The following is a 22115-nucleotide window of genomic DNA, read 5'->3' on the forward strand; positions in this document are numbered from 1 at the left end:
CCCCGCGTCACTGCGGGGTGCCGCCCTCGGTCTCTGTGCGGCGCGGTCGCTCGCCGGTCGGCGGCGGAGCGGTCCGGTCAGGCGCGCGCGTCGCCCCCGAGGTGGTGCACCCGGACCATGTTGGTGGTGCCGGGGACGCCGGGGGGCGAGCCGGCGGTGATGATCATCGTGTCGCCCTTGCCGTAGCGGCCGAGCTTGAGCAGCTCGGCGTCCACCAGGTCGACCATGGCGTCGGTGTTGTCCACGTGCGGGACCACGTACGAGTCGACGCCCCAGCTCAGCGTGAGCTGGTTGCGGGTGCCCTGGTCGGTGGTGAAGGCCAGGATCGGCTGGGACGCGCGGTAGCGCGAGAGCCGGCGGGCGGTGTCACCGGACTGGGTGAAGGCCACCAGGGACTTCGCGTCGAGGAAGTCCGCGATCTCGCACGCGGCGCGGGCGACGGCGCCGCCCTGCGTACGGGGCTTCTTGCCCGGGACCAGCGGCTGGAGGCCCTTGGAGAGGAGCTCCTCCTCGGCCGCCGTGACGATCTTCGACATCGTCTTGACGGTCTCGATCGGGTAGGCGCCGACCGAGGACTCGGCCGACAGCATGACCGCGTCCGCGCCGTCGAGGATGGCGTTGGCGACGTCGGACGCCTCCGCGCGCGTCGGGCGCGAGTTGGTGATCATCGACTCCATCATCTGGGTGGCGACGATCACGGGCTTGGCGTTGCGGCGGCACATCTCGATGAGCCGCTTCTGGACCATCGGGACCTTTTCGAGCGGGTACTCGACGGCCAGGTCGCCGCGCGCGACCATCACCGCGTCGAAGGCGTCGACGACGGCCTCCATGTTGGCGACGGCCTGCGGCTTCTCCACCTTGGCGATGACGGGGACCCGGCGGCCCACCTCGTCCATGACCTTGTGGACGTCCTTGACGTCGTCGGCGTCGCGCACGAAGGACAGCGCGACCATGTCGCAGCCCATCCGCAGGGCGAAGCGGAGGTCGTCGACGTCCTTCTCCGACAGGGCGGGGACGTTGACGGCGGCGCCCGGCAGGTTGATGCCCTTGTGGTCCGAGATGACCCCGCCCTCGATGACGATGGTCTTGACCCGGGAGCCCTCGACCTCGGTCACCCGGAGCTCGACGTTGCCGTCGTTGATCAGGATCTGGTCGCCCTTGGAGACGTCTCCGGGGAGGCCCTTGTAGGTGGTGCCGCAGATGGACTTGTCGCCCGGGACGTCTTCGGTGGTGATGGTGAACTCGTCACCGCGCACCAGCTCGACGGGACCCTCGGCGAAGGTCTCCAGACGGATCTTCGGACCCTGGAGGTCGGCGAGGACGCCGACGGCGCGCCCGGTGTCCTCGGAGACCTGCCGGACGCGGTCGTACCGCTCCTGGTGCTCTGCCTGGGATCCGTGGCTGAAGTTGAATCGGGCCACGTTCATACCTGCCTCGATGAGCGCTTTCAGCTGCTCATACGAGTCGACGGCGGGGCCCAGCGTGCAGACGATTTTGGAACGGCGCATGGAGCGGATCCTATCGGTTTGTTTCGTAGCGGAATATTCCGTCTGGCGGAAAGTCCAAAGTGACTACCGGGTAACCAGCGCGTAGGCCTGCGTCGCGATCTCCAGTTCCTCGTCCGTGGGGACCACGGCCACCGCCACGCGCGCGTGGTCCGGCGAGATCAGGCGCGGCTCGCCGGAGCGCGCCGCGTTCGCCTCCGGGTCCAGCGCCAGGCCCAGCCCGGCCAGGCCGTCGACCGCCGCGGCCCGGACCTGGTGGGCGTTCTCCCCCACACCGGCCGTGAAGGCGACCGCGTCCACCCGGCCCAGGACGGCGCAGTAGGCGCCGATGTACTTCTTCAGGCGGTGGACGTACGCGGCGAAGGCCGTCGCCGCCGCCTCGTCCCCCTCGCCCGCGCGCCGCAGTACCTCGCGCATGTCGTTGTCGCCGCACATGCCCAGCAGACCGCTCTTCTTGTTCAGGAGCGAATCGATCTCATCCACCGAGAGGCCGCCCACCCGCGCCAGGTGGAAGACGACCGCCGGATCGAGGTCGCCCGAGCGCGTGCCCATGACCAGGCCCTCCAGCGGGGTCAGGCCCATCGAGGTCTCCACGCACACCCCGCCGCGCACGGCGGAGGCCGAGGCGCCGTTGCCCAGGTGCAGCACGATCACGTTCACGTCCCCGACCGGCTTGCCGAGGAGCCCCGCCGTCGCCCGCGAGACGTACGCGTGGGAGGTGCCGTGGAAGCCGTACCGCCGGATGGCGTACTTCTCCGCCGTCGCCGCGTCGATCGCGTACCGCGCCGCGTACTCCGGCATCGTCGAGTGGAAGGCGGTGTCGAACACGGCGACCTGCGGGATGTCCCCGCGCAGCCCGCGCGCCACCTCGATGCCCGTCACGTTCGCCGGGTTGTGCAGCGGGGCCAGCGGCACCAGGCTGCGGATCTCGGCGAGCACCGCTTCGTCGATCACGACCGGCTCGGTGAACCTCGTCCCGCCGTGCACCACGCGGTGCCCGACGGCGGCCAGTTCGGGCGAGTCCAGGCCCAGGCCGTCGGCGGCGAGCTCCGCCGCTACGGCCTTGAGTGCCGCCTCGTGGTCGGCGATCGGCCCGAGCCGCTCGCGCCGGCCGACCGGGGCGCCCGCGCCGCCCGCGGCCACGAGCCGCTCGTGGACGAGCCGCGAGGTCTCCTCGCCGATGCGCTCCACGAGGCCGGCGGCCAGGCGCGACCGGTCCGCCATGTCGAGGAGCTGGTACTTGACCGACGAGGAGCCGGAGTTGAGGACGAGTACGCGCGATGCGGTCACGGTGGGGTCTTTCCTTGTCGCGGGCGGTGGGGAGGGGCGTGGGTCAGGCGGTGGCGGTGGGCGCCGGCGCCCCCTGCGCCTGGATCGCGGTGATGGCCACGGTGGTCACGATGTCCTGGACCAGGGCCCCGCGTGAGAGGTCGTTGACCGGCTTGCGCAGGCCCTGGAGCACCGGGCCGACCGCGACGGCGCCCGCCGACCGCTGCACGGCCTTGTACGTGTTGTTGCCGGTGTTGAGGTCCGGGAAGATCAGCACCGTGGCGCGGCCGGCCACCTCGGACCCCGGCAGCTTCGTGGCGGCGACCGAGGGCTCCACGGCCGCGTCGTACTGGATCGGGCCCTCGATCAGCAGGTCGGGGCGCCGCGCCCGGACGATCTCGGTGGCCTTGCGGACCTTGTCCACGTCCGCGCCCGAGCCCGAGGTGCCGGTCGAGTACGAGAGCATCGCGATCCGCGGCTCGACACCGAAGGCGGCGGCGGTGGCCGCCGACTGGACGGCGATGTCGGCGAGCTGCTCCGCGTTCGGGTCCGGGTTGACGGCGCAGTCCCCGTAGACGAGCACCCGGTCGGCCAGGCACATGAAGAAGACCGAGGAGACGATGGACGCCTCGGGCTTCGCCCTCCCGTCACCCGCCACCACCCCGCCTGACGCGCTGCGCGCGGCCGCGTTCGTCTTGATGATCTCGAAGGCCGGGCGGATGGTCGCGGCGGTGGAGTGCACCGAGCCCGAGACCATGCCGTCGGCCAGGCCCTCCTGGACCATCAGGGTGCCGAAGTAGTTGACGTCGGTGACCACGTCGCCGGCCAGCTCGACGGTCATCCCCTTGTGGGCGCGGGCCCGTGCGTAGTACGCGGAGAAGCGTTCCCGCAGCGGGGACGTCGCCGGGTCGATGAGCTGCGCGCCCGAGATGTCGACACCGAGGTCGGCGGCCTTCTTCAGGATCACCGGCTCCTCGCCCAGCAGGGTCAGGTCGCACACCCCCCGGCGCAGCACCACGTCCGCGGCGCGCAGCACCCGCTCCTCGGTGCCCTCGGGCAGGACGACACGGCGCCGCTCGGAGCGGGCGCGCTCCAGCAGCTCGTGCTCGAACATCATCGGGGTGACGCGCTCCGAGCGGGCCACCGACAGCAGGTCGCGCAGCTCGCCGGTGTCCACGTGCCGCTCGAAGAGGCCGAGCGCGGTCTCCAGCTTGCGCGGGGTCGCCGAGTTCAACCTGCTCTGCAGCGAGAAGAGTTCGGCCGCGGTCGGGAAGCTGTTGCCCGCCACCGACACCACCGGCGTGCCCGGGGCGAGCTTGGAGGCGAGCGTCAGGATGTCCGGGCCCGGCCGCTCGTTGAGCGTCAGCAGCACCCCGGCGATCGGCGGCGTGCCGGAGGTGTGCGCGGCCAGCGCGCCGATGACCAGGTCCGAGCGGTCCCCGGGGGTGACCACCAGGCAGCCGGGGGTCAGCGCGTTCAGGAAGTTGGGCAGCATGGCGCCGCCGAAGACGAAGTCCAGGGCGTCGCGAGCCAGCCCCGCGTCGTCGCCGAGGAGCACCTCGCCGCCGAGGGCACGGGTGATCTGGGCGACGGTGGGCGCCGAGAGCGACTTGTCGTCGGGCAGGACGTAGCAGGGCACGGGGAGGCGGGCGGCCAGGCGCTCGGCTATGGTGTCGCGGTCCTCCGGCGCGACCCGGTTGACCACCACCGCCGCCACGTGGCAGCCCAGGCTCTCGTACGCGCGGTAGGCGTTGCGGGTCTCGGCGCGCACCGCCTCCGCGGGGTGCTTCGTGCCGCCGACCACGGGCACCACGAGGGCGCCCAGCTCGTTGGCGATACGGGCGTTGAGCGCCAGCTCGTCGGGGAGGTTGGTGTCGGCGTAGTCGGTGCCGAGGACGAGTACGACGTCGTAGCCGCGGGCCACCCGGTGGAAGCGGTCGACGAGCTGGGAGACCAGCTCGTCGGTGCCCTTCTCCGCCAGGATGGCCGAGGCCTCCTGGTACTCCATGCCGTAGGCCGTCGCGGCGTCCTGGTCGATCCGGTAGCGCGCCTTGAGCAGGTCGAAGAGGCGGTCGGGCGAGTCGTGGAGCAGTGGACGGTAGACCCCGACCCGGCCCGTCTGCCGAGTGAGGAGCTCCATGATCCCCAGCTCGACGACCTGGCGGCCGTCCCCCCGCTCGATACCGGTCACGTACACGCTGCGCGTCACGCGTGCTCTCCGTCCCTCATCAGGTGCATGGTAAAAATCGGTGCCGCCCCCCACCGCGTGGCGAGCGGTCCTGCTGGTCTTGGCCCGGTTGGTACGGGCTTGCCCCCTTGACAGTACCTCCGGCGCTGGATAGGGCGCCCGACGGAAGAGGGGCCCTTCGGACGGGTCCGAAGGCCCTCGCGGAGGAGCGCCACAAAGCGCGGCGCACCCCCGGACCATGGAACAATCGGACACGCTTCATCAATACGCCCTTCATACGTACGGCTGTCCGCCCGCACGCGTACGGCCACGTACGACCAGGAGCAGGAGACACAGCACGATGCGTATCGGAGTTCTCACCGCAGGCGGCGACTGCCCGGGCCTCAACGCTGTCATCCGGTCGGTCGTACACCGGGCCCTGGTCGGCCACGGCGACGAGGTCATCGGTTTCGAGGACGGTTTCAAGGGCCTCCTCGACGGCAACTTCCGCCCGCTCGACATCAACGCGGTCAGCGGGATCCTGGCCCGGGGCGGCACGATCCTGGGCTCCGCCCGGATGGAGCGCGCCCGGCTGCACGAGGCCGCGGAGAACGCCCGGGAGCTGTCCCTGCGCTACGGCATCGACGCCATCATCCCGATCGGCGGCGAGGGCACGCTGACCGCCGCCCGGATGCTGTCGGACGCGGGGATGCCGGTGGTGGGCGTACCCAAGACCATCGACAACGACATCTCCTCCACCGACCGCACCTTCGGCTTCGACACCGCGGTCATGGTCGCCACCGAGGCCATCGACCGCCTGAAGACCACCGCCGAGTCGCACCAGCGCGTCATGGTGGTCGAGGTCATGGGCCGCCACGCCGGCTGGATCGCCCTGGAGTCCGGGATGGCCGGCGGCGCCCACGGCATCTGCCTCCCCGAGCGCCCCTTCGAGGTGGACGCCCTGGTGAAGATGGTCGAGGAACGCTTCGCGCGCGGCAAGAAGTTCGCCGTCATCTGCGTCGCCGAGGGCGCCCACCCGGCCGAGGGCTCCATGCCGTACGAGAAGGGCGCCATCGACCAGTACGGCCACGAGCGGTTCGCCGGCATCGGCAACCGCCTCGCGGTCGAGCTGGAGCGGCGGCTCGGCAGCGAGGCCCGCCCGGTCATCCTGGGCCACGTCCAGCGCGGCGGCACCCCGACCGCGTACGACCGCGTCCTCGCGACCCGCTTCGGCTGGCACGCCGTCGAGGCCGTCCACCGGGGCGACTTCGGCAATATGACCGCCCTGCGCGGCACCGATATCGTGATGGCCCCCCTGGCCTCGGCCGTCACCGAGCTGAAGACCGTCCCCGACGCACGCATGTACGAGGCCGAGTCGGTCTTCTGACCGGCCTCCGGCCGTGCCCCCGCGGGACGGCCCGGCGCTCCGTACGCGTCCTACGCCGCGCCGCCCGCGATGCTCCAGAAGCGGTCCACGATGTCCGTCAGGAACTCCCGCCCCGAGTCGCCGCTGCCCGCCTCGCCCTGGCCGCCGCCCCAGCTGAGGGTCGCCACCATCCGGGACTGGTACTCCCCGTGCAGCTGCTCCAGCACGCGCTCCAGGTGGGCCTTGGGGATCGGCAGCAGTTTGGAGAGCGGCTTCACGTACGCCTGCCAGCGGGTGGTCACCGCGCTGCGCAGGGTCTCCGCGAGCTCCTCCTGCTTGCCCGTGGCCGTCACGAACTGGGACAGCGTCAGGCCCAGCAGGGTGGCGAGCGCCGCGGACTGCCGCTCGTTGCCCCTCCAGCGCCCGGTGTCCTCCATCTTCTGGTACGCGTTCGCCTCCAGCCCGACGCGCCGGGACAGCTCCTCGACGGCGAGTCCACGGGCGATCCGGTGCTCCCGCAGCGTGACCGGCTCGGCGAGCAGCTCTCCGGGCGAGCACCACAGGACGCCCGCGAGAGCCGTGAGCTCCGTCGAGGAGGGTGATATCTCGCCACGCTCCCACGCCATCACGGTCTCGGGCGTGACGAGCAGGCCGTACTGGGCGCCGAGTCCGTAGGCGACATGACCGGGAGCCATGCCCAGGGCCGCGCGGAGACGACGCGCGGCGGGGGCATTGAAAGGTGGGCTGGAGTGCACACGGCACACGGTAGAAGTGGCCAGGCCTGTCCGCCTACAGACCAAACAAACAAGCCCATAACTCGTAGGAACGTCCTAGGGATCAGGGGGCTATATGCCGGGATTCTCGGCGACTGTCCGGTAATCGGTGCGCCGGGTGATCTCCTCGCATCGTACGGTTCCAGCCAAAACCCGCCCGCGCAAGACCTCCGACGCACCGCGACGCACCTGAACCGGCCGCCCCCGCGGTCCGTGATCCAGAGGGGGCCCTCGCACACGGGGGTAGCGAGGGCCCCGCGTCCTACTGCTGCGGCCGGAACCACACCGTCGCCAGCGGCGGCAGGGTCATCCGCAGGCTCGCCGGCCGGCCCTGCGCCGGAACCGGCTCCGGGCGCAGCGGTTGCGCGTGGTGCACCCCGCTGCCGCCGTAGACGTGGTGGTCGGTGTTGAGGACCTCCCGCCACATCGGGACCTCCTCGGGGACCCCGAGCCGGTACCCGTGCCGGACCACCGGCGAGAAGTTCGACACCGCCAGCAGCTGCGAGCCGTCCTGCGCGTACCGCAGGAACGCGAACACGTTGTCCTCCGCGGCGTCCGCCTCCACCCAGGCGAAGCCCTCCGGCACGGTGTCCCGCTCCCACAGGGCCGGCGCCTGCGCGTACGTGCGGTTCAGGTCGCCGACCAGCCTGCGCACCCCCTGGTGGTCGGCCGCCGCCGGGTAGGCCGGGTCCAGCAGCCACCAGTCCGGGCCGTGCGCCTCCGACCACTCCGCGCCCTGGGCGAACTCCTGGCCCATGAAGAGGAGCTGCTTGCCGGGATGGGCCCACATGAAGCCCAGGTAGGCCCGGTGCGAGGCCCGGCGCTGCCACCAGTCCTCCCCGGGCATCCTCGACACCAGCGAGCCCTTGCCGTGCACCACCTCGTCGTGCGAGATCGGCAGCACGTAGTTCTCACTGAACGCGTAGATCATCCCGAAGGTCATGTCGTGGTGGTGGTACTTGCGGTGCACCGGCTCCTTCGACATGTAGCGCAGCGTGTCGTGCATCCAGCCCATGTTCCACTTCAGGCCGAAGCCGAGCCCGCCCGCGTCCGTCGGCCGGGTCACGCCGTCCCACGCGGTGGACTCCTCCGCGATGGTCACCACGCCCGGGCAGCGCCGGTACACGGTGGCGTTCATCTCCTGGAGCAGGGCCACCGCGTCCGGGTTCTCCCGGCCGCCGTGCTCGTTCGGCGCCCACTCGCCCTCGCGGCGCGAGTAGTCGAGGTAGAGCATCGAGGCCACCGCGTCCACGCGCAGCCCGTCCACGTGGAACTCCTCGCACCAGTACACGGCGTTGGCGACGAGGAAGTTGCGGACCTCCTTGCGGCCGTAGTCGAACTCCAGGGTCCCCCAGTCCGGGTGCGCGGCCCGCCTCGGGTCGTGGTGCTCGTACAGCGGACGGCCGTCGAACTCGGCGAGGGCCCACTCGTCGCGCGGGAAGTGCGCCGGCACCCAGTCGACGATCACGCCGATCCCGGCTTGGTGCAGGGCGTCCACGAGGCAGCGGAAGTCGTCCGGGGTGCCCATCCGCGAGGTCGGCGCGTAGTAGCCGGTGACCTGGTAGCCCCACGACCCGCCGAAGGGGTGCTCGGCGACCGGCATCAGCTCCACGTGAGTGAAGCCCAGCTCCCGCACGTACGCCGGGAGCTGCTCCGCCAGCTGCCGGTACGAGAGCCCGGGCCGCCAGGACGCCAGGTGGACCTCGTACACCGAGAAGGGGGCCTGGTGCGGGGGCCTGGCTCCGCGCCCGGCCATCCAGTCCTGGTCCTGCCACTCGTACGAGGAGGCCGTGACCACCGAGGCGGTCGCGGGCGGGACCTCCGCCGCGCGGGCCATCGGGTCGGCGCGCAGCGTGTGGCCGCCGTCGGGCCTCGCGATGTCGTACTTGTACAGGGTGCCCGCGCCGACGCCGGGCAGGAACAGCTCCCACACCCCGGTCGATCCGAGCGAGCGCATCGGGTACGCCACCGCGTCCCAGTAGGAGAAGTCCCCGCAGACCCGGACCCCCTGGGCGTTCGGCGCCCAGACGGTGAACCGGGTGCCGGCCACGCCCTGGTGCTCCATCGGCTCGGAGCCGAGCGCCTTCCACAGCTGCTCGTGGCGCCCCTCGCCGATCAGGTGCAGGTCCAGGTCGCCGAGGGCGGGGAGGAACCGGTAGGGGTCGTGGACCTCCACCTCGGTCCCCTCGTACGCCACCAGCAGCCGGTAGTCGGGCACCCCGGCGACCGGCAGCAGCCCGGAGAACAGCCCGTCGCCGTCGTCGTGGAGCTCGGCCCGCAGCCCCTTGGCGAGGACGGTGACCGCCTTGGCGTGCGGGCGCAGCACGCGGAAGACCACCCCGCCGCGGTCGGTGCGCGCGCCCAGTACGGAGTGCGGGTCGTGGTGGCGGCCCTCCAGCAGCCGGGCCCGGTCCGAGGCCCCCAGCGCCGGCGCCTGCCGGACCCCGTGCGCGGGCGCCCTGCGGGCGCGCGGTGCCTGGGCTCTGCGTTCCGCCGCGGCGGGCGCGGCGGGCGCCGCGCCGTCCGGGGCCGGGACCGGGGCCGGGGAGGACGCGGTGGTGGAGGGGGACTGACGAGCGGCGCTCACGTGGGCGGCCTCCTAGGCGGCTGCGGGCGGGGATGGGGGGACGTGGAGGGGGAGAGGCCTTCACCGGGGGAGGCCCCCGGACCGGCGCCCTGCCCCGGAGCGGGACCCTGGCCGAGCCCGGTGCCGAGACCGGCGCCGAGCCCCGTCCCGAGCCCGGTGCTCGTCCGGTGGGACCGCGACGGGCGGGTGCCGGGCGGCGGGCCGGGCGCGGTCCGGCCGAAGCTCCGGTCCGCGCCGGCGGCGAGCCGCCGGATCGCGGCCATCGGGACGTGCAGCCAGTCGGGGCGGTGCCGGAACTCGTAGCGGGCCTCGTACACCGCCTTGTCGGTCTCGTACGCGCGCAGCAGTACGGGGTCCTCGCGCGGGTCCCGGCCCGTCGTACGGGCGTAGCCCTCGCAGAACGCGGCCCGGCAGCTGTCGGCCCACGCCGGGGCGAAGGGGCGGTGCGAGCGGGCGGCGTAGTCGAACGAGCGCAGTATCCCGGCGATGTCCCGGACCGCCGGCTCCGGTCGGCGCCGGTCGGCCAGCGGCCGGGCCGGCTCGCCCTCGAAGTCGATCAGGGACCAGCCGCCGTCCACCGTGCGCAGGGTCTGGCCCAGATGCAGGTCCCCGTGGATCCGCTGGGCCGACACCCCCACGCCCCGCGAGGCGGCCAGCGCGTCGAAGGCCCCCCGCAGCCCCGCTTCGTAGGGCCGCAGCGCCGCGACCTCCCGGGCGGTGGCGGCGAGGCGCGCCGTCATCCCGGCGGCGAGCCGCGCGGTCTGCTCCGGGCCGAGCGCGACGGTGGGCAGCGCCCCGGCCAGCGCGCTGTGCACCTCGGCGGTGGCCCGGCCCAGCGCGTGCGCCTCGGCGGTGAAGTCGGCCCCGGCGCCGAGGCGGCGCAGCGCGAGCTGCCAGCCGTCGTCGGAGCCGCGCAGGTAGGGCTGGAGGACGCCCAGCGTGAGCGGCTCGCTGCCGGGCAGCTCCGCCTCGTACCAGGCGACGGGCGCCGGGACCCGGGCGCAGCCGGCCGCCGCGAGGGCTCTGGGCAGTTCCAGATCCGGATTGACCCCGGGGCCGACCCGCCGGAACACCTTGAGAATGAACGAATCTCCGTAGATGAGGGACGAGTTGGTCTGCTCCCCGGACAGCGGGCGCGGCGCGAGCCCGGCCGGTACCGAGACGCCCGGATCCCGGTCGAAGCGCAGCGGCCCGAGAGCGCCGGGCGAGCGCAGCCGCTCCAGGAGCATGGCCGCGAGCCGGGGGTCGCCCAGCGCCTCGTACACGGCGCGGCCGGCGTACGGACCGGTCTCGGCGTGGCCGATCAGCGCCGGCGCGAGGCCGGGCGGCAGTGACGGGCGCATGCCCAGCAGCAGTTGGTAGCAGTCCCCGTCCACATCGAGGAGCAGGTGCAGCAGACCGGGCGAGGAGCCCGGTGGCAGCAGTTCGGCCGCCGATACGGTGCCGAGCCTGCTGATGGCCCGTCCCTTGCCCGCGAACCAGCGCTGCGCGGGCAGCCAGGCCCGCAGCATGGGTTCGAGTGCGCCGACCCCGGCGACCGGGTCGGCCGTCAGCCGGCTTCGGGCGGATGCAGCCTCCGACATGGCGTCGCGTCCTTTCCCCGGGCCGTCACAGAATGCGCAGATTGTCCCGGAAGTGCGGCAGTTGCTTCTCCGGTAAGTGCGAGTGTCGGGTCAGATGATCCGTACAGGGCGGGCGATTGACCCATTCGCGTGCTGCCCGCCCCGTACCCGGCCGACCGCTAGTCGGCGGCGCGCTGCTCCGTGCGCAGTCGGAACCAGTAGAAGCCGTGTCCCGCCAGGGTCAGCAGGTACGGCCATTCGCCGATCGGCGGGAAGCGCACGTCACCCGTGAGCTCCACCGGGACCCGCCCGTTGAACGACCGCAGATCCAGCTCGGTGGGCTGCGCGAAGCGCGAGAAGTTGTGCACGCACAGCACCAGGTCGTCCCCGAACTCGCGCAGGAACGCGAGAACCGCCGGGTTGGACGAGGGCAGTTCGGTGTACGAGCCGAGTCCGAAGGCGGGGTTCGCCTTGCGGATCTCGATCAGCCGGCGGGTCCAGTGCAGCAGCGAGGAGGGCGACGCCATGGCCGCCTCGACGTTGGTGACCTGGTACCCGTAGACCGGGTCCATGATGGCCGGCAGGTTCAGCCTGCCCGGATCGCAGGAGGAGAAACCGGCGTTGCGGTCCGGGGTCCACTGCATCGGGGTGCGGACGCCGTCCCGGTCGCCGAGCCAGATGTTGTCGCCCATGCCGATCTCGTCGCCGTAGTAGAGGATCGGCGAGCCGGGCAGGGAGAGCAGGAGCGCGGTGAACAGCTCGATCTGGTTGCGGTCGTTGTCCAGGAGCGGGGCGAGCCGGCGCCGGATGCCGATGTTGGCCCGCATCCGAGGGTCCTTGGCGTACTCGGCGTACATGTAGTCGCGCTCTTCGTCCGTGACCATTTCGAGGGTCAGCTCGTCGTGGTTGCGCAGGAAGATGCCCCACTGGCAGCGGTCCGGGATCGCCGGGGTCTTGGCCAGGATCTCGGAGACCGGGTAGCGGGACTCCCTCCGGACGGCCATGAAGATGCGCGGCATGACGGGGAAGTGGAACGCCATGTGGCACTCGTCCCCGCCCTTCGCGTAGTCCCCGAAGTAGTCGACGACGTCCTCGGGCCACTGGTTGGCCTCGGCGAGCAGCACGGTGTCCGGGTAGTGCGCGTCGATCTCGGCGCGGACCCGCTTGAGGAGGGTGTGGGTGCGCGGCAGGTTCTCGCAGTTGGTGCCCTCCTCCGCGTAGAGGTAGGGCACGGCGTCGAGGCGGAAGCCGTCGATGCCGAGGTCCAGCCAGAAGCGCAGCGCGGAGACGATCTCCTCGACCACGGCCGGGTTCTCGTAGTTCAGGTCCGGCTGGTGCGAGAAGAAGCGGTGCCAGTAGTACTGCTTGCGTACCGGGTCGTACGTCCAGTTGGAGGTCTCGGTGTCGACGAAGATGATGCGGGCGTCCTGGTACTGCTTGTCGTTGTCCGCCCACATGTAGTAGTCGCCGTACGGTCCGTCCGGATCCTTGCGGGACTGCTGGAACCACTCGTGCTGGTCGCTCGTGTGGTTCATGACGAAGTCGATGATCACTCGCATGCCGCGGGTGTGCGCGGCGTCCACGAACTCCACGAAGTCGGCGAGGTCGCCGAACTCGGGAAGCACCGAGGTGTAGTCGGAGACGTCGTAGCCCCCGTCACGCAGGGGTGAGGCGAAGAAGGGCGGCAGCCAGAGGCAGTCGACACCGAGCCACTGGAGGTAGTCCAGCTTGGCGGTGAGGCCCTGGAGGTCCCCCACGCCGTCGCCGTTGCTGTCGTGGAAGGAGCGGACGAGGACCTCGTAGAAGACGGCCCGTTTGAACCAGTCGGGATCGCGGTCCTTGGCTGGGGTGTCCTCGAAGGTGTCGGGGACGGGATCGTTGATCATCATGTGGTGGGTGACCCTCCGGTGGGCGGGGACGGTCGCAGAGCGGCCAGCACGTGCGCGGGCGTACGGCCCGGCTCTAGGCGCACGTAGTTCGCCCTGCCCCAGTGATAGGTCTCGCCGGTGAGCTCGTCGCGCACCGCGAGGGACCCGTGCCAGTCGAGGCCGAGTACCGGCATGTCCAACGAGACCGTGGCCTCCTGGGTGTGGTGCGGATCGAGGTTGACGACCACCAGTACGGAATTGGCTCCGGCGTGCTTCGAATAGGCGATCACTTGTTCGTTGTCGGTCGAGTGGAAGTGGATGTCCCGCAGCTGCTGGAGGGCCGGGTTGCGCCGGCGCATCCGGTTCAGGGCGGTGATGAGCGGGGCGATGGAGCGGCCCTCGCGCTCGGCGGCGGCCCAGTCCCGTGGCCGGAACTCGTACTTCTCCGAGTTCAGGTACTCCTCGCTGCCCTCCCGCGCCGGGGTGTTCTCGCAGAGTTCGTAGCCGGCGTAGACACCCCAGGTGGGGGAGAGGGTCGCCGCGAGCACCGCCCGCACCTCGAACGCGGGTCGCCCGCCGTGCTGGAGGTACGCGTGGAGGATGTCGGGTGTGTTGACGAAGAAATTCGGCCGCATGACGGAGGCCGAGCGGGTGTCGGCGAGCTCGGTCAGGTACTCGGTCAGCTCGGCCTTGGTGTTGCGCCAGGTGAAGTACGTGTACGACTGCTGGAAGCCGACGGCGGCCAGCGCGCGCATCATCGCGGGGCGGGTGAAGGCCTCCGCCAGGAAGATCACATCGGGGTCGGACTTGTTGATGTCCGCGATCACCTTCTGCCAGAAGACGACAGGCTTGGTATGCGGATTGTCGACCCGGAAGATGCGGACGCCGCGGTCCATCCAGAACCGCAGGATCCGGCACGTCTCCTCGACGATGCCGGCCATGTCGGTGTCGAAGTGCACCGGGTAGATGTCCTGGTACTTCTTCGGCGGGTTCTCGGCGTACGCGATGGTCCCGTCGGCCCGGTGGCGGAACCACTCCGGGTGCTTCTCCACCCACGGGTGGTCGGGGGAGCACTGGAGGGCGAAGTCCAGCGCGATCTCCAGCCGCAGCTCGCGGGCGCGGGCCACGAAGGCGTCGAAGTCCTCGATCGTGCCGAGATCGGGGTGGACGGCGTCGTGGCCGCCCTCGGTGGAGCCGATCGCCCAGGGCACTCCCGGGTCCCAACTCCCGGCGCTGAGCGTGTTGTTGGGGCCCTTGCGATAGGTGCTGCCGATGGGGTGGACGGGCGGCAGGTACACCACGTCGAAGCCCATGGCGGCAATCGCGGGCAGCCGTTCGGCGGCGGTCCGGAAGGTCCCGCTGACGGGCACCTCGCCGGGCTCGACCACCGCCCCCTCCGAGCGCGGGAACATCTCGTACCAGGAGCCGAAGAGGGCCCGCTTGCGCTCGACCAGCAGCGGCAGCGGCTTGGCGGCGGTGACCAGCTCCCGGTAGGGGCGCCGCGCGAGGGCGGCGTCCACGGCGGGGTCGAGGGCGGCGGCGTACCGCTCGGCGGCGGGCCGGTCCTCGTCCCGCAGGATGTCTGCCGCGGCCAGCACGGCCTCGCGGCCGTCGCGCTTGGTGATCCGGGCGGCGGCCCGGGCGTGGAGCTCGGCCCCCTCCAGCAGCACCAGCCAGGTGTCGATCCCGGCGGGGATCTTGATCGCGGCATGGGCCCGCCAGGTGGCGACCGGGTCGCTCCACGCCTCGACGGTGTACGTCCACCTCCCCTCGGTGTCGGCGGACACCCGCGCCCCCCACCGGTCGGTACCGGGGGCCAGCTCGCGCAGCGGCACGGGGGGCCGCAGCCGCCCGCTCGGATCTCGGAGGACGACATGGGCTGCGACGGCGTCGTGCCCCTCGCGGAAGACGGTGGCCGAGATCTCGAAGACCTCGTCCACGACCGCCTTGGCGGGTCTGGCGCCGCAGTCGACGGCGGGGCGGACGTCCAGCACGGGAATGCGACCGATCATGATGGGATCACCTGGGGGCAGTTCGCAGGGCTCGGTGACAACAGGCCAGCCGGTATCGCGGCTGGTAGTGCACGCTCTGTTCGCTCTGTTTCTAGCCGCTCAAGGGACGGCTGGGCTGCGGGCATGGCCGCTCCTGTCCGCGTTCACTCGGGTGGCGGGGAGAGGGAGGTGCGGGTGCGCCGTGCGTGTACGACGTGTACCCGGGGCACCCTTCCCACTCTCGCGGCGCCCAATCCGCGCTCCCGGTCAACTACTCGTACGTAGGCAAACGCCCGCCACCGGGGCGCGGGACGGCGTCCGGCGGGGCCGCGGCACGCCGACCGGGAGCGCGGGGACGCGGGTGCGCGCGAGCGTCGTCCCGGCCGTCACGCGAGCCCCGTGCGTACCGTCTGCGGGGCGGGAATCCTGTCCGAGGGAGTACCGGTCCGTGGCGGCGGTGGAGTTGACCGGGACTCCGCCGAAGCGCCGCCGGGGCGGACGCCCCGGCCCCGGCCCGCCCGGGGCGCCATGGCCGGGAGCGGCGGTCGTCGCTAGCCTTCCGGGGGTGATGCGCGGGTGCACAGCGTGGTGCGGCCGCTCCGATCCGTAATCCCCTGCGAAGGTGGAACACGTGAAGGCTATCCGTCGATTCACCGTGCGCCCCGTCCTTCCCGAGCCTCTGCTGCCGCTCACCGACCTCGCGCGCAACCTGCGCTGGTCGTGGCACGCGGAGACCCGCGAACTCTTCCAATCCGTCGACCCCGAGGGCTGGCAGGCCGCCGGCGGCGACCCCGTCCGGCTGCTCGGCTCCGTGTCCGCGACCCGGCTCGCGGAACTGGCCGCGGACCGCCGCTTCCTGCGCCGGCTCGCCGCGGCCGCCGCCGACCTCGATGACTACGTCCACGGCGAGAGGTGGTACCAGGGACAGGAGTCCGCGGTGGCCCCGCCCGCCGCGATCGCCTATTTCTCGCCCGAGTTCGGGGTCACCGCCGCCCTGCCCCAGTACTCCGGCGGCCTCGGCATCCTCGCCGGGGACCACCTGAAAGCCGCCAGCGACCTGGGAGTCCCGCTCGTCGGCGTGGGACTCCTCTACCGGCACGGCTACTTCCGCCAGTCGCTCTCCCGCGACGGCTGGCAGCAGGAGCACTACCCCGTGCTGGACCCCAACGAGCTCCCCCTCGACCTGGTGCGCCAGGAGGACGGGACCCCGGCCCGCGTCACCCTCACCCTCCCCGGCGGGCGGGCCCTGCACGCCCACATCTGGCAGGCCCGGGTGGGGCGGGTGCCACTGCTGCTCCTCGACTCCGACGTCGAGGACAACGACACCGCCGCCCGCGAGGTGACCGACCGCCTCTACGGCGGCGGCAGCGACCACCGGCTGCTCCAGGAGATGCTCCTGGGCATCGGCGGCGTCCGCGCGGTCCGGCTGTACTGCGCGCTCACCGGCCATCCCGAGCCGGAGGTCTTCCACACCAACGAGGGCCACGCCGGCTTCCTCGGGCTGGAGCGCATAAGGGAACTGGAGCGCGAGCGGGGACTGGGCTTCGACGCCGCGGTCGAGGCGGTGCGCGCCGGCACCGTCTTCACCACCCACACCCCCGTCCCGGCCGGGATCGACCGGTTCGAGCGGTCCCTGGTGGCCCGGCACTTCGGGGAGGGCGGGGAGCTGGCCGGCGTACCCGTCGAGCGGATCCTCGAACTGGGCGCGGAGTCCTATCCCGGGGGCGATCCCGGGGTGTTCAACATGGCGGTGATGGGGCTGCGCCTGGCCCAGCGGGCCAACGGGGTGTCCACCCTGCACGGCTCGGTCAGCCGGGAGATGTTCGCCGGCCTGTGGCCGGGATTCGACCCGGCCGACGTGCCGATCACCTCCGTGACGAACGGGGTGCACGCCCCGACCTGGGTGGCCCCCGAGGTGGTCCGGCTCGGAGCCCGGCAGATCGGCTCCAACCGGACCGAGGACGCCCTCTCGGTGGGCGGCTCCCCCCGCTGGGACGCGGTCGCGGACATCCCGGACCAGGACGTCTGGGACCTGCGGAGGGTGCTGCGGGAGCAGCTGGTCCAGGAGGTACGGGACCGGCTGCGGGCCTCGTGGCGCCAGCGCGGCGCAGCCGAGGCCGAACTGGGCTGGGTGGACTCGGTGCTCGACCCGGACGTGCTCACCATCGGCTTCGCCCGGCGCGTGCCCTCGTACAAGCGGCTCACGCTGATGCTGCGCGACCCGGAGCGGCTGCGCGGCCTGCTGCTGGACCCGGACCGCCCCGTGCAGATCGTGGTCGCGGGCAAGGCGCACCCGGCCGACGACGGCGGGAAGCGGCTCGTGCAGGAGCTGGTGCGGTTCGCGGACGACCCGCGGGTGCGGCACCGGATCGTCTTCCTGCCCGACTACGGCATGGCCATGGCGCAGAAGCTCTACCCCGGCTGCGACGTCTGGCTGAACAACCCGCTGCGGCCCCTGGAGGCCTGCGGTACCAGCGGGATGAAGGCCGCGCTGAACGGCTGCCTCAACCTGTCCGTGCTGGACGGGTGGTGGGACGAGTGGTTCGAGCCGGACTTCGGCTGGGCCATCCCGACCGCCGACGGGCTCGGCGCGGACGAGGACCGACGCGACCAGCTGGAGGCCAACGCCCTGTACGAACTGATCGAGGGGCGGGTCGCGCCCCGTTTCTACGACCGGGCCGGGCGCGCCGGGCTGCCGGTGCGGTGGATCGAGATGGTCCGGCGCACGCTGGTGTCGCTGGGGCCGAAGGTGCTGGCGGGGCGGATGGTGCGCGAGTACGTGGAGCGGCTCTACACGCCGGCCGCCCTCGCCCACCGGGCGCTGGACGCCGAGGCCGCGCGGGACCTGGCCTGGTGGAAGGGGCGGGTCCGGGCGGCCTGGCCCCGGGTCGCCGTGGAGCACGTGGAGGCGCTGGCCGCCGCGCCCGTGAACGGAACCGCCGAGCTGGGAGCCACGCTCACCCTCCGGGTGCGGGTCTCGCTGGAGACCCTGACGCACGAGGACGTGGAGGTGCAGGTCGTCGCCGGACGGGTCGACGCGCAGGACGTGATCCGGGACGGCCGGAGCTTCCCGCTCAAGCCGGCCGCGGGCCCCGACCTGGAGGGGCGCTGGGTGTACGAGGGCCCGCTCGCCCTCGACCGCACGGGCCCCTTCGGCTACACCGTGCGGATCCTCCCGTCGCATCCGCTGCTCGCGACCCCGGCCGAACTGGGCCTGGTCGCCGGACCCCTGGACTCCGAGACGGGAGGCGGCGTCCTCCTGCGGTGACCGCCCCGCCGGACCGGGGCCCGCGCCGGGGCGGCCGCCGGCCCCGGCCCGGCAGGGCGTACGGGACCCGGCCGGGCGTACGGGACCCGGTGGCGCGGGGTCCGCGGCCGGGGCCCCGCGCCGCCCCGCACCGCCCCGCGCCGGCCGCCCCGGGCCGGCCGCCCCGCACGGGTGAACCTTCGAACGTGTTGCGCATGCCGAATCGTTTCGGCAGGGCGGTCCGCTCCTACGCTGCCCGCGGGTGCCGCCCGACTCGGCATCCGCGGAACCCGAGGAACGGACCCCACCCATGCGTCTTCGCACCACCACCGCCGTGTTCGCCGGAGCCCTCGCGCTCGTCCTGCCCACCGCCGGTCCGTCCGCGGCCGACGACGGGCGCGACCGCGACCTGGGCCGGATCCAGTACCGGTTCGTCGACGGGGAGGGTCGGGAGCGCGGCGCGCAGATCCGGCCCGCGGGCCAGGACACGTGCTACCTGCTGACGGGCGCCTCGGAGCGGCGGCCCACCGTCGAGGTGCGGAACGAGACGCGGTCGCGGGCGCTGCTCTTCCGCGACCGCGGCTGCGGCGGCCCTGCGCAGAGGGTGCTGGAACCGGGTGAGTCGGCGCGGGGCCTGAGGGTCGTCGCGGTCTTCCTCAGGCCGGCCGGGCACGAGCACGGGGGCCGCCCCGGAAGGGGCGAGGGCGGTCAGGGCGACGGCGGTTGGGACGGGCGCGAGGAGCAGGGCCGCCCCGGCGGCGAGGGCGGTCAGGAGGACGGCGGCCGGGACTGGGAGGGGCGCGAGGACGAGGGCGGCGGCGAGGGCGGTCAGGGCGACGGCGGTTGGGACGGGCGCGAGGAGCAGAACCGCCCCGACGGCGCCAGCGACGCCGGCGCCGCGGACGAGGCCGACGCGACCCCGGACGGGGCCCAAGCCGACGAGCGGGCCGGCGGGGCAGGCGGCGGGGGAGCCGCCGGAGACCTGCTCTCGCGGATCCTCCGCTCGTTCGGCTGACCCGCGGCTCGGCTCCGGCCGCCGCCGCCGCGGCCCGGCTCCGGAAACCGGGCGGGCCTTCCGGACGCTTCCGGCCGGAAATGGAACAGGGCCGCCCGGGGAGGTTTCCTCCCGGGCGGCCCCGTGGTCGAGATGGTTCAGCCGTGGTTCACGATCGGCCCGTCAGGGTCAGAAGGTGAGCTTCCAGCTGTTGATGTAGCCGGTGTCCAGGCTGGCGAGGTCCGCGACGCGGAGCTTCCAGACACCCGCGGCCACCTCGGCGGAGGCGTTCACGGTGAAGGACTGGACGATGTTGTCCGCGCTGCCGCCGGAGCGGTTGCGCAGGTTGTAGACGGTGCCGTCGGGGGCGACCAGGTCGACCCGGAGGTCACCGACGTAGGTGTGGACGATGTTCACGTCCACCTTGAGGGCGCTGGACGCGTTCCCCGTGCGGTTCACGGTGATCGGGGAGTCCACCGTCGCGTTGTCGGCGATCTGGTAGTCGGTGGTGTTCTCGAAGACGCTCGGCTGTGTGGTGCCGACCGTCCAGGTGAACGCCGCCGTGCCGGTCTGGTTCGCCGAGTCGGTCACCGTGACGGTCACGTTGGACGTGCCCGCGGTGGAGGCCGTGCCCGAGATCAGGCCGTTGGAGGAGTTGATCGACAGCCCGGCCGGCAGCCCGGTCGCCGCGTAGCTCAGCGCGCCGGCGTTGCTGCTGCTGGCCTGGATCTGCAGGCTGACGGCGCTGCCCGTGGCGGTGTTCTGGTTGCCCGGGTTGGTGACGCTCACGCCGACGGGGATGCGGGCGCCGACGGCGACGCCGGCCCAGGCGTTGGCCGCGTTGTTGTACGTGACCGAGCCCTGGCCGTACAGGTCGGCGGCCGCCTGCAGGGTGGCCGTACGGGCCGCCGCGTAGTTGGTGTTCGACTTGAAGTAGCCCACGGTCAGCGCGCGGAACCAGATCTTGGACGCGGCGTCGCGGCCGATCGCGGCGACGGGCAGGCCGTCCGCGGTCGGGGAGTCGTAGCTGACGCCGTTGACGACCTTGGCGCCCGAGCCCTCGGAGGCCAGGTAGTACCAGTGGTTGGCCGGACCCGAGGAGTAGTGGACGTCGATGGAGCCGATGCCCGAGTACCAGCTGTCCTTGGAGGAGCCGTCCCGGCTGGGCTTGTCCATGTAGCGCAGCGGGGTGCCGTTGCCGCGGATGTCGATCTTCTCGCCGACCAGGTAGTCGCCGACGTCCTGCGGGTTGTTGGCGTAGAACTCGACGGCCGCGGCCATGATGTCCGAGGTCGCCTCGTTCAGGCCGCCGGGCTCGCCGCTGTAGGTCATGTTGCCGGTGACCGACGTCAGGCCGTGGGTCATCTCGTGCGCGGCCACGTCGGTGGACGTGAGCGGCTTGGCGTTGCCGTCGCCGTCGCCGTACGTCATGCAGAAGCAGGAGTCCTGCCAGAACGCGTTCACGTAGTTGTTGCCGTAGTGGACGCGGGTGTACGGGGAGACCCCGTCGTTGCGCAGGCCGTTGCGGCCGTGCACGTTCTTGTAGTAGTCCCACGTCACCTGCGCGCCGTAGTGCGCGTCGGCGGCGGCGGTCTCCAGGTTGGCCGGCAGGCCGTTGCCCCACGTGTCGTCCGGGCCGGAGAAGAGCGTGCCGGTGCCGGAGGTGCCGCGGTTGAGGTTGTACGTCTTGTGGCTGCCGCGGGCGGCGTCGGTCAGGGTCCAGTTGCTGCCCGACTGCGAGGTCCCCAGCGTCACCTGGCCGCTGTACATGGTGTTGCCGGTGCCGGTCTCGACGGCCTGCCACTCGGTGATCTTGGCGCCCGTCCTGGCGTCGGTCACCACGTGCAGCTCGTTCGGCGTGCCGTCGTGCTGGAGGCCGCCGACGACGGTCTCGAACGCGAGGACCGGTACGCCGTCGGCCGCCCAGATCACCTTGCGGGCGCCCTTGGAGGCCTTGAGCTCCTTCGAGCCCTCGGCGCCGGCGGCGGCGACGGCCTGGCTCTCGGCCGCGGCCGGGGTGACCGTCGCGTTGGTGTCGGCGACCTTGATCTCGTGGTTGGTCGCCTTGGTGACGCTCTTGGTGACGCCGTCCTTGGCGTGCACGGTGAGGTCGCCGCCGAGTACGGGCAGACCGTCGTAGGTGCGCTCGTACGAGGTGTGCGTGGTGCCGTCCGCGTCCTTGACCACGTCGCGGACCACGAGCTTCTCGCCGCTTCCGAGGCCGAGGGCCCTGGCCGCCTGGGCGGTGGTCGAGTTGGCGGCGGCAAGGAGCGTCGCACGCTCCGAGGCGCTGAGTTCGATGTTCGCCGCGCCCGGATTGGGCTGGGCGGCCGTGCGGGCCTGTGACGCGGTGGCGTCGGCGGTCGCGGTGCCGGTCTGTATGCCTACGGCGAGCAGGGCTGCCGCGGCCACGAGCGCGCCGGCCGCAGTGGCACGCCGCTGGGGGGTGGCTCTCAACGCAGACTCCTTCTGCAAGGGGGGTTCCGGACGGCTGGGTGGGCCTCCGGGCAGATCAGGGCTGGTGCGAGGAACGGTCGAAGAGTGCCACTTGGGCGATGCGATGTCAGGGCCGCGTCAAAAGGTTGGCTGGAAACGGTTCGTTGTCCGAAGTGACGTATCCGGTATCCGGACCATTCACCTTCGTGTGCGAAAAGGACGTCCAGTATTCGGAACACCTGATACCGGTTGCTAACGCTTGGGCAACAAGAGGTCTCGTTGACGCAAACGGCATTTGGCGAACGGGTGTTTGTCGTACTGTTTCCCGGTGCGACAGATGTCCGAGGCCA

General features: G+C 72.2%; 10 protein-coding genes and 2 pseudogenes. 3 read left to right on the forward strand and 9 right to left on the reverse strand.

Annotation, left to right across the window (positions count from 1 at the left end; genetic code table 11):
• Positions 1-77: 77 nt before the first annotated feature.
• From pyk to pta, 3 genes are all read right to left on the reverse strand, one after another.
• On the reverse strand, positions 78-1508 hold the full coding sequence (pyk, locus tag ACFWUQ_RS17465; protein ID WP_384538667.1) for a pyruvate kinase: 1431 nt from the start codon (positions 1506-1508) through the stop codon (positions 78-80).
• A gap of 63 nt (positions 1509-1571) precedes the next feature.
• Positions 1572-2795 (reverse strand): acetate kinase, encoded by a 1224-nt coding sequence (locus ACFWUQ_RS17470; protein WP_384538669.1) that lies wholly within the window; start codon positions 2793-2795, stop codon positions 1572-1574.
• Positions 2796-2838: 43 nt separating this feature from the next.
• Positions 2839-4983 carry a phosphate acetyltransferase gene (gene pta / locus ACFWUQ_RS17475; protein WP_384538671.1) on the reverse strand — a complete coding sequence of 715 codons (2145 nt, stop codon included), beginning with the start codon at positions 4981-4983 and terminating at the stop codon, positions 2839-2841.
• Between the two features lie 319 nt (positions 4984-5302).
• Here pta and ACFWUQ_RS17480 point away from each other — a divergent pair, with 319 nt between their 5' ends.
• Complete coding sequence (locus ACFWUQ_RS17480) at positions 5303-6328, forward strand: ATP-dependent 6-phosphofructokinase (RefSeq protein WP_384538673.1); 1026 nt, start codon at positions 5303-5305, stop codon at positions 6326-6328.
• A 50-nt stretch (positions 6329-6378) separates the two neighbouring features.
• On the opposite strand, the gene ACFWUQ_RS17485 is transcribed toward ACFWUQ_RS17480, so the two are convergent.
• The 5 genes and pseudogenes from ACFWUQ_RS17485 to ACFWUQ_RS17505 all read right to left on the reverse strand — a co-directional run bounded on the left by ACFWUQ_RS17485 (position 6379) and on the right by ACFWUQ_RS17505 (position 15109).
• On the reverse strand, positions 6379-7062 hold the full coding sequence (locus ACFWUQ_RS17485; protein WP_384538674.1) for an XRE family transcriptional regulator: 684 nt from the start codon (positions 7060-7062) through the stop codon (positions 6379-6381).
• Positions 7063-7342: 280 nt separating this feature from the next.
• Positions 7343-9634 (reverse strand): annotated as a pseudogene (gene glgB / locus ACFWUQ_RS17490) (1,4-alpha-glucan branching enzyme); the annotation flags it as partial.
• 257 nt (positions 9635-9891) lie between these two features.
• Positions 9892-11250, reverse strand: a pseudogene (locus tag ACFWUQ_RS17495) (maltokinase); the annotation flags it as partial.
• 158 nt (positions 11251-11408) lie between these two features.
• A complete protein-coding gene (gene treS / locus ACFWUQ_RS17500) occupies positions 11409-13118 on the reverse strand; it encodes a maltose alpha-D-glucosyltransferase (RefSeq protein ID WP_384538676.1) in 1710 nt (569 codons plus the stop codon).
• Positions 13115-15109: a maltotransferase domain-containing protein gene (locus tag ACFWUQ_RS17505; protein ID WP_384538678.1), complete on the reverse strand. Its 1995-nt coding sequence runs from the start codon at positions 15107-15109 to the stop codon at positions 13115-13117. The genes treS and ACFWUQ_RS17505 overlap by 4 nt, the downstream gene beginning before the upstream one ends.
• 610 nt (positions 15110-15719) lie before the next feature.
• Here ACFWUQ_RS17505 and glgP point away from each other — a divergent pair.
• Together glgP and ACFWUQ_RS17515 are read left to right on the forward strand one after the other, a co-directional pair.
• Positions 15720-18356 carry an alpha-glucan family phosphorylase gene (gene glgP, locus ACFWUQ_RS17510; protein ID WP_384538680.1) on the forward strand — a complete coding sequence of 879 codons (2637 nt, stop codon included), beginning with the start codon at positions 15720-15722 and terminating at the stop codon, positions 18354-18356.
• Between the two features lie 289 nt (positions 18357-18645).
• On the forward strand, positions 18646-19350 hold the full coding sequence (locus tag ACFWUQ_RS17515; RefSeq protein ID WP_384538682.1) for a hypothetical protein: 705 nt from the start codon (positions 18646-18648) through the stop codon (positions 19348-19350).
• A gap of 168 nt (positions 19351-19518) precedes the next feature.
• Here the strand turns inward: ACFWUQ_RS17515 and ACFWUQ_RS17520 are convergent, their stop codons facing one another.
• Positions 19519-21786, reverse strand: coding sequence for a M4 family metallopeptidase (locus ACFWUQ_RS17520; protein WP_384538683.1), 2268 nt, complete (start codon positions 21784-21786; stop codon positions 19519-19521).
• Positions 21787-22115 lie beyond the last annotated feature (329 nt).

It is taken from the genome of Streptomyces sp. NPDC058662, assembly GCF_042716255.1.
Classification (GTDB): Bacteria; Actinomycetota; Actinomycetes; order Streptomycetales; family Streptomycetaceae; genus Streptomyces.

Bases quoted from the DNA above. Each gene is read 5' to 3' on its own strand.
- treS (WP_384538676.1), bottom strand. From the start codon at position 13,118: ATGATGATCAACGATCCCGTCCCCGACACCTTCGAGGACACCCCAGCC.
- pyk (WP_384538667.1), bottom strand. From the start codon at position 1,508: ATGCGCCGTTCCAAAATCGTCTGCACGCTGGGCCCCGCCGTCGACTCG.
- ACFWUQ_RS17515 (WP_384538682.1), top strand. From the start codon at position 18,646: ATGCGTCTTCGCACCACCACCGCCGTGTTCGCCGGAGCCCTCGCGCTC.
- ACFWUQ_RS17505 (WP_384538678.1), bottom strand. From the start codon at position 15,109: ATGATCGGTCGCATTCCCGTGCTGGACGTCCGCCCCGCCGTCGACTGC.
- ACFWUQ_RS17480 (WP_384538673.1), top strand. From the start codon at position 5,303: ATGCGTATCGGAGTTCTCACCGCAGGCGGCGACTGCCCGGGCCTCAAC.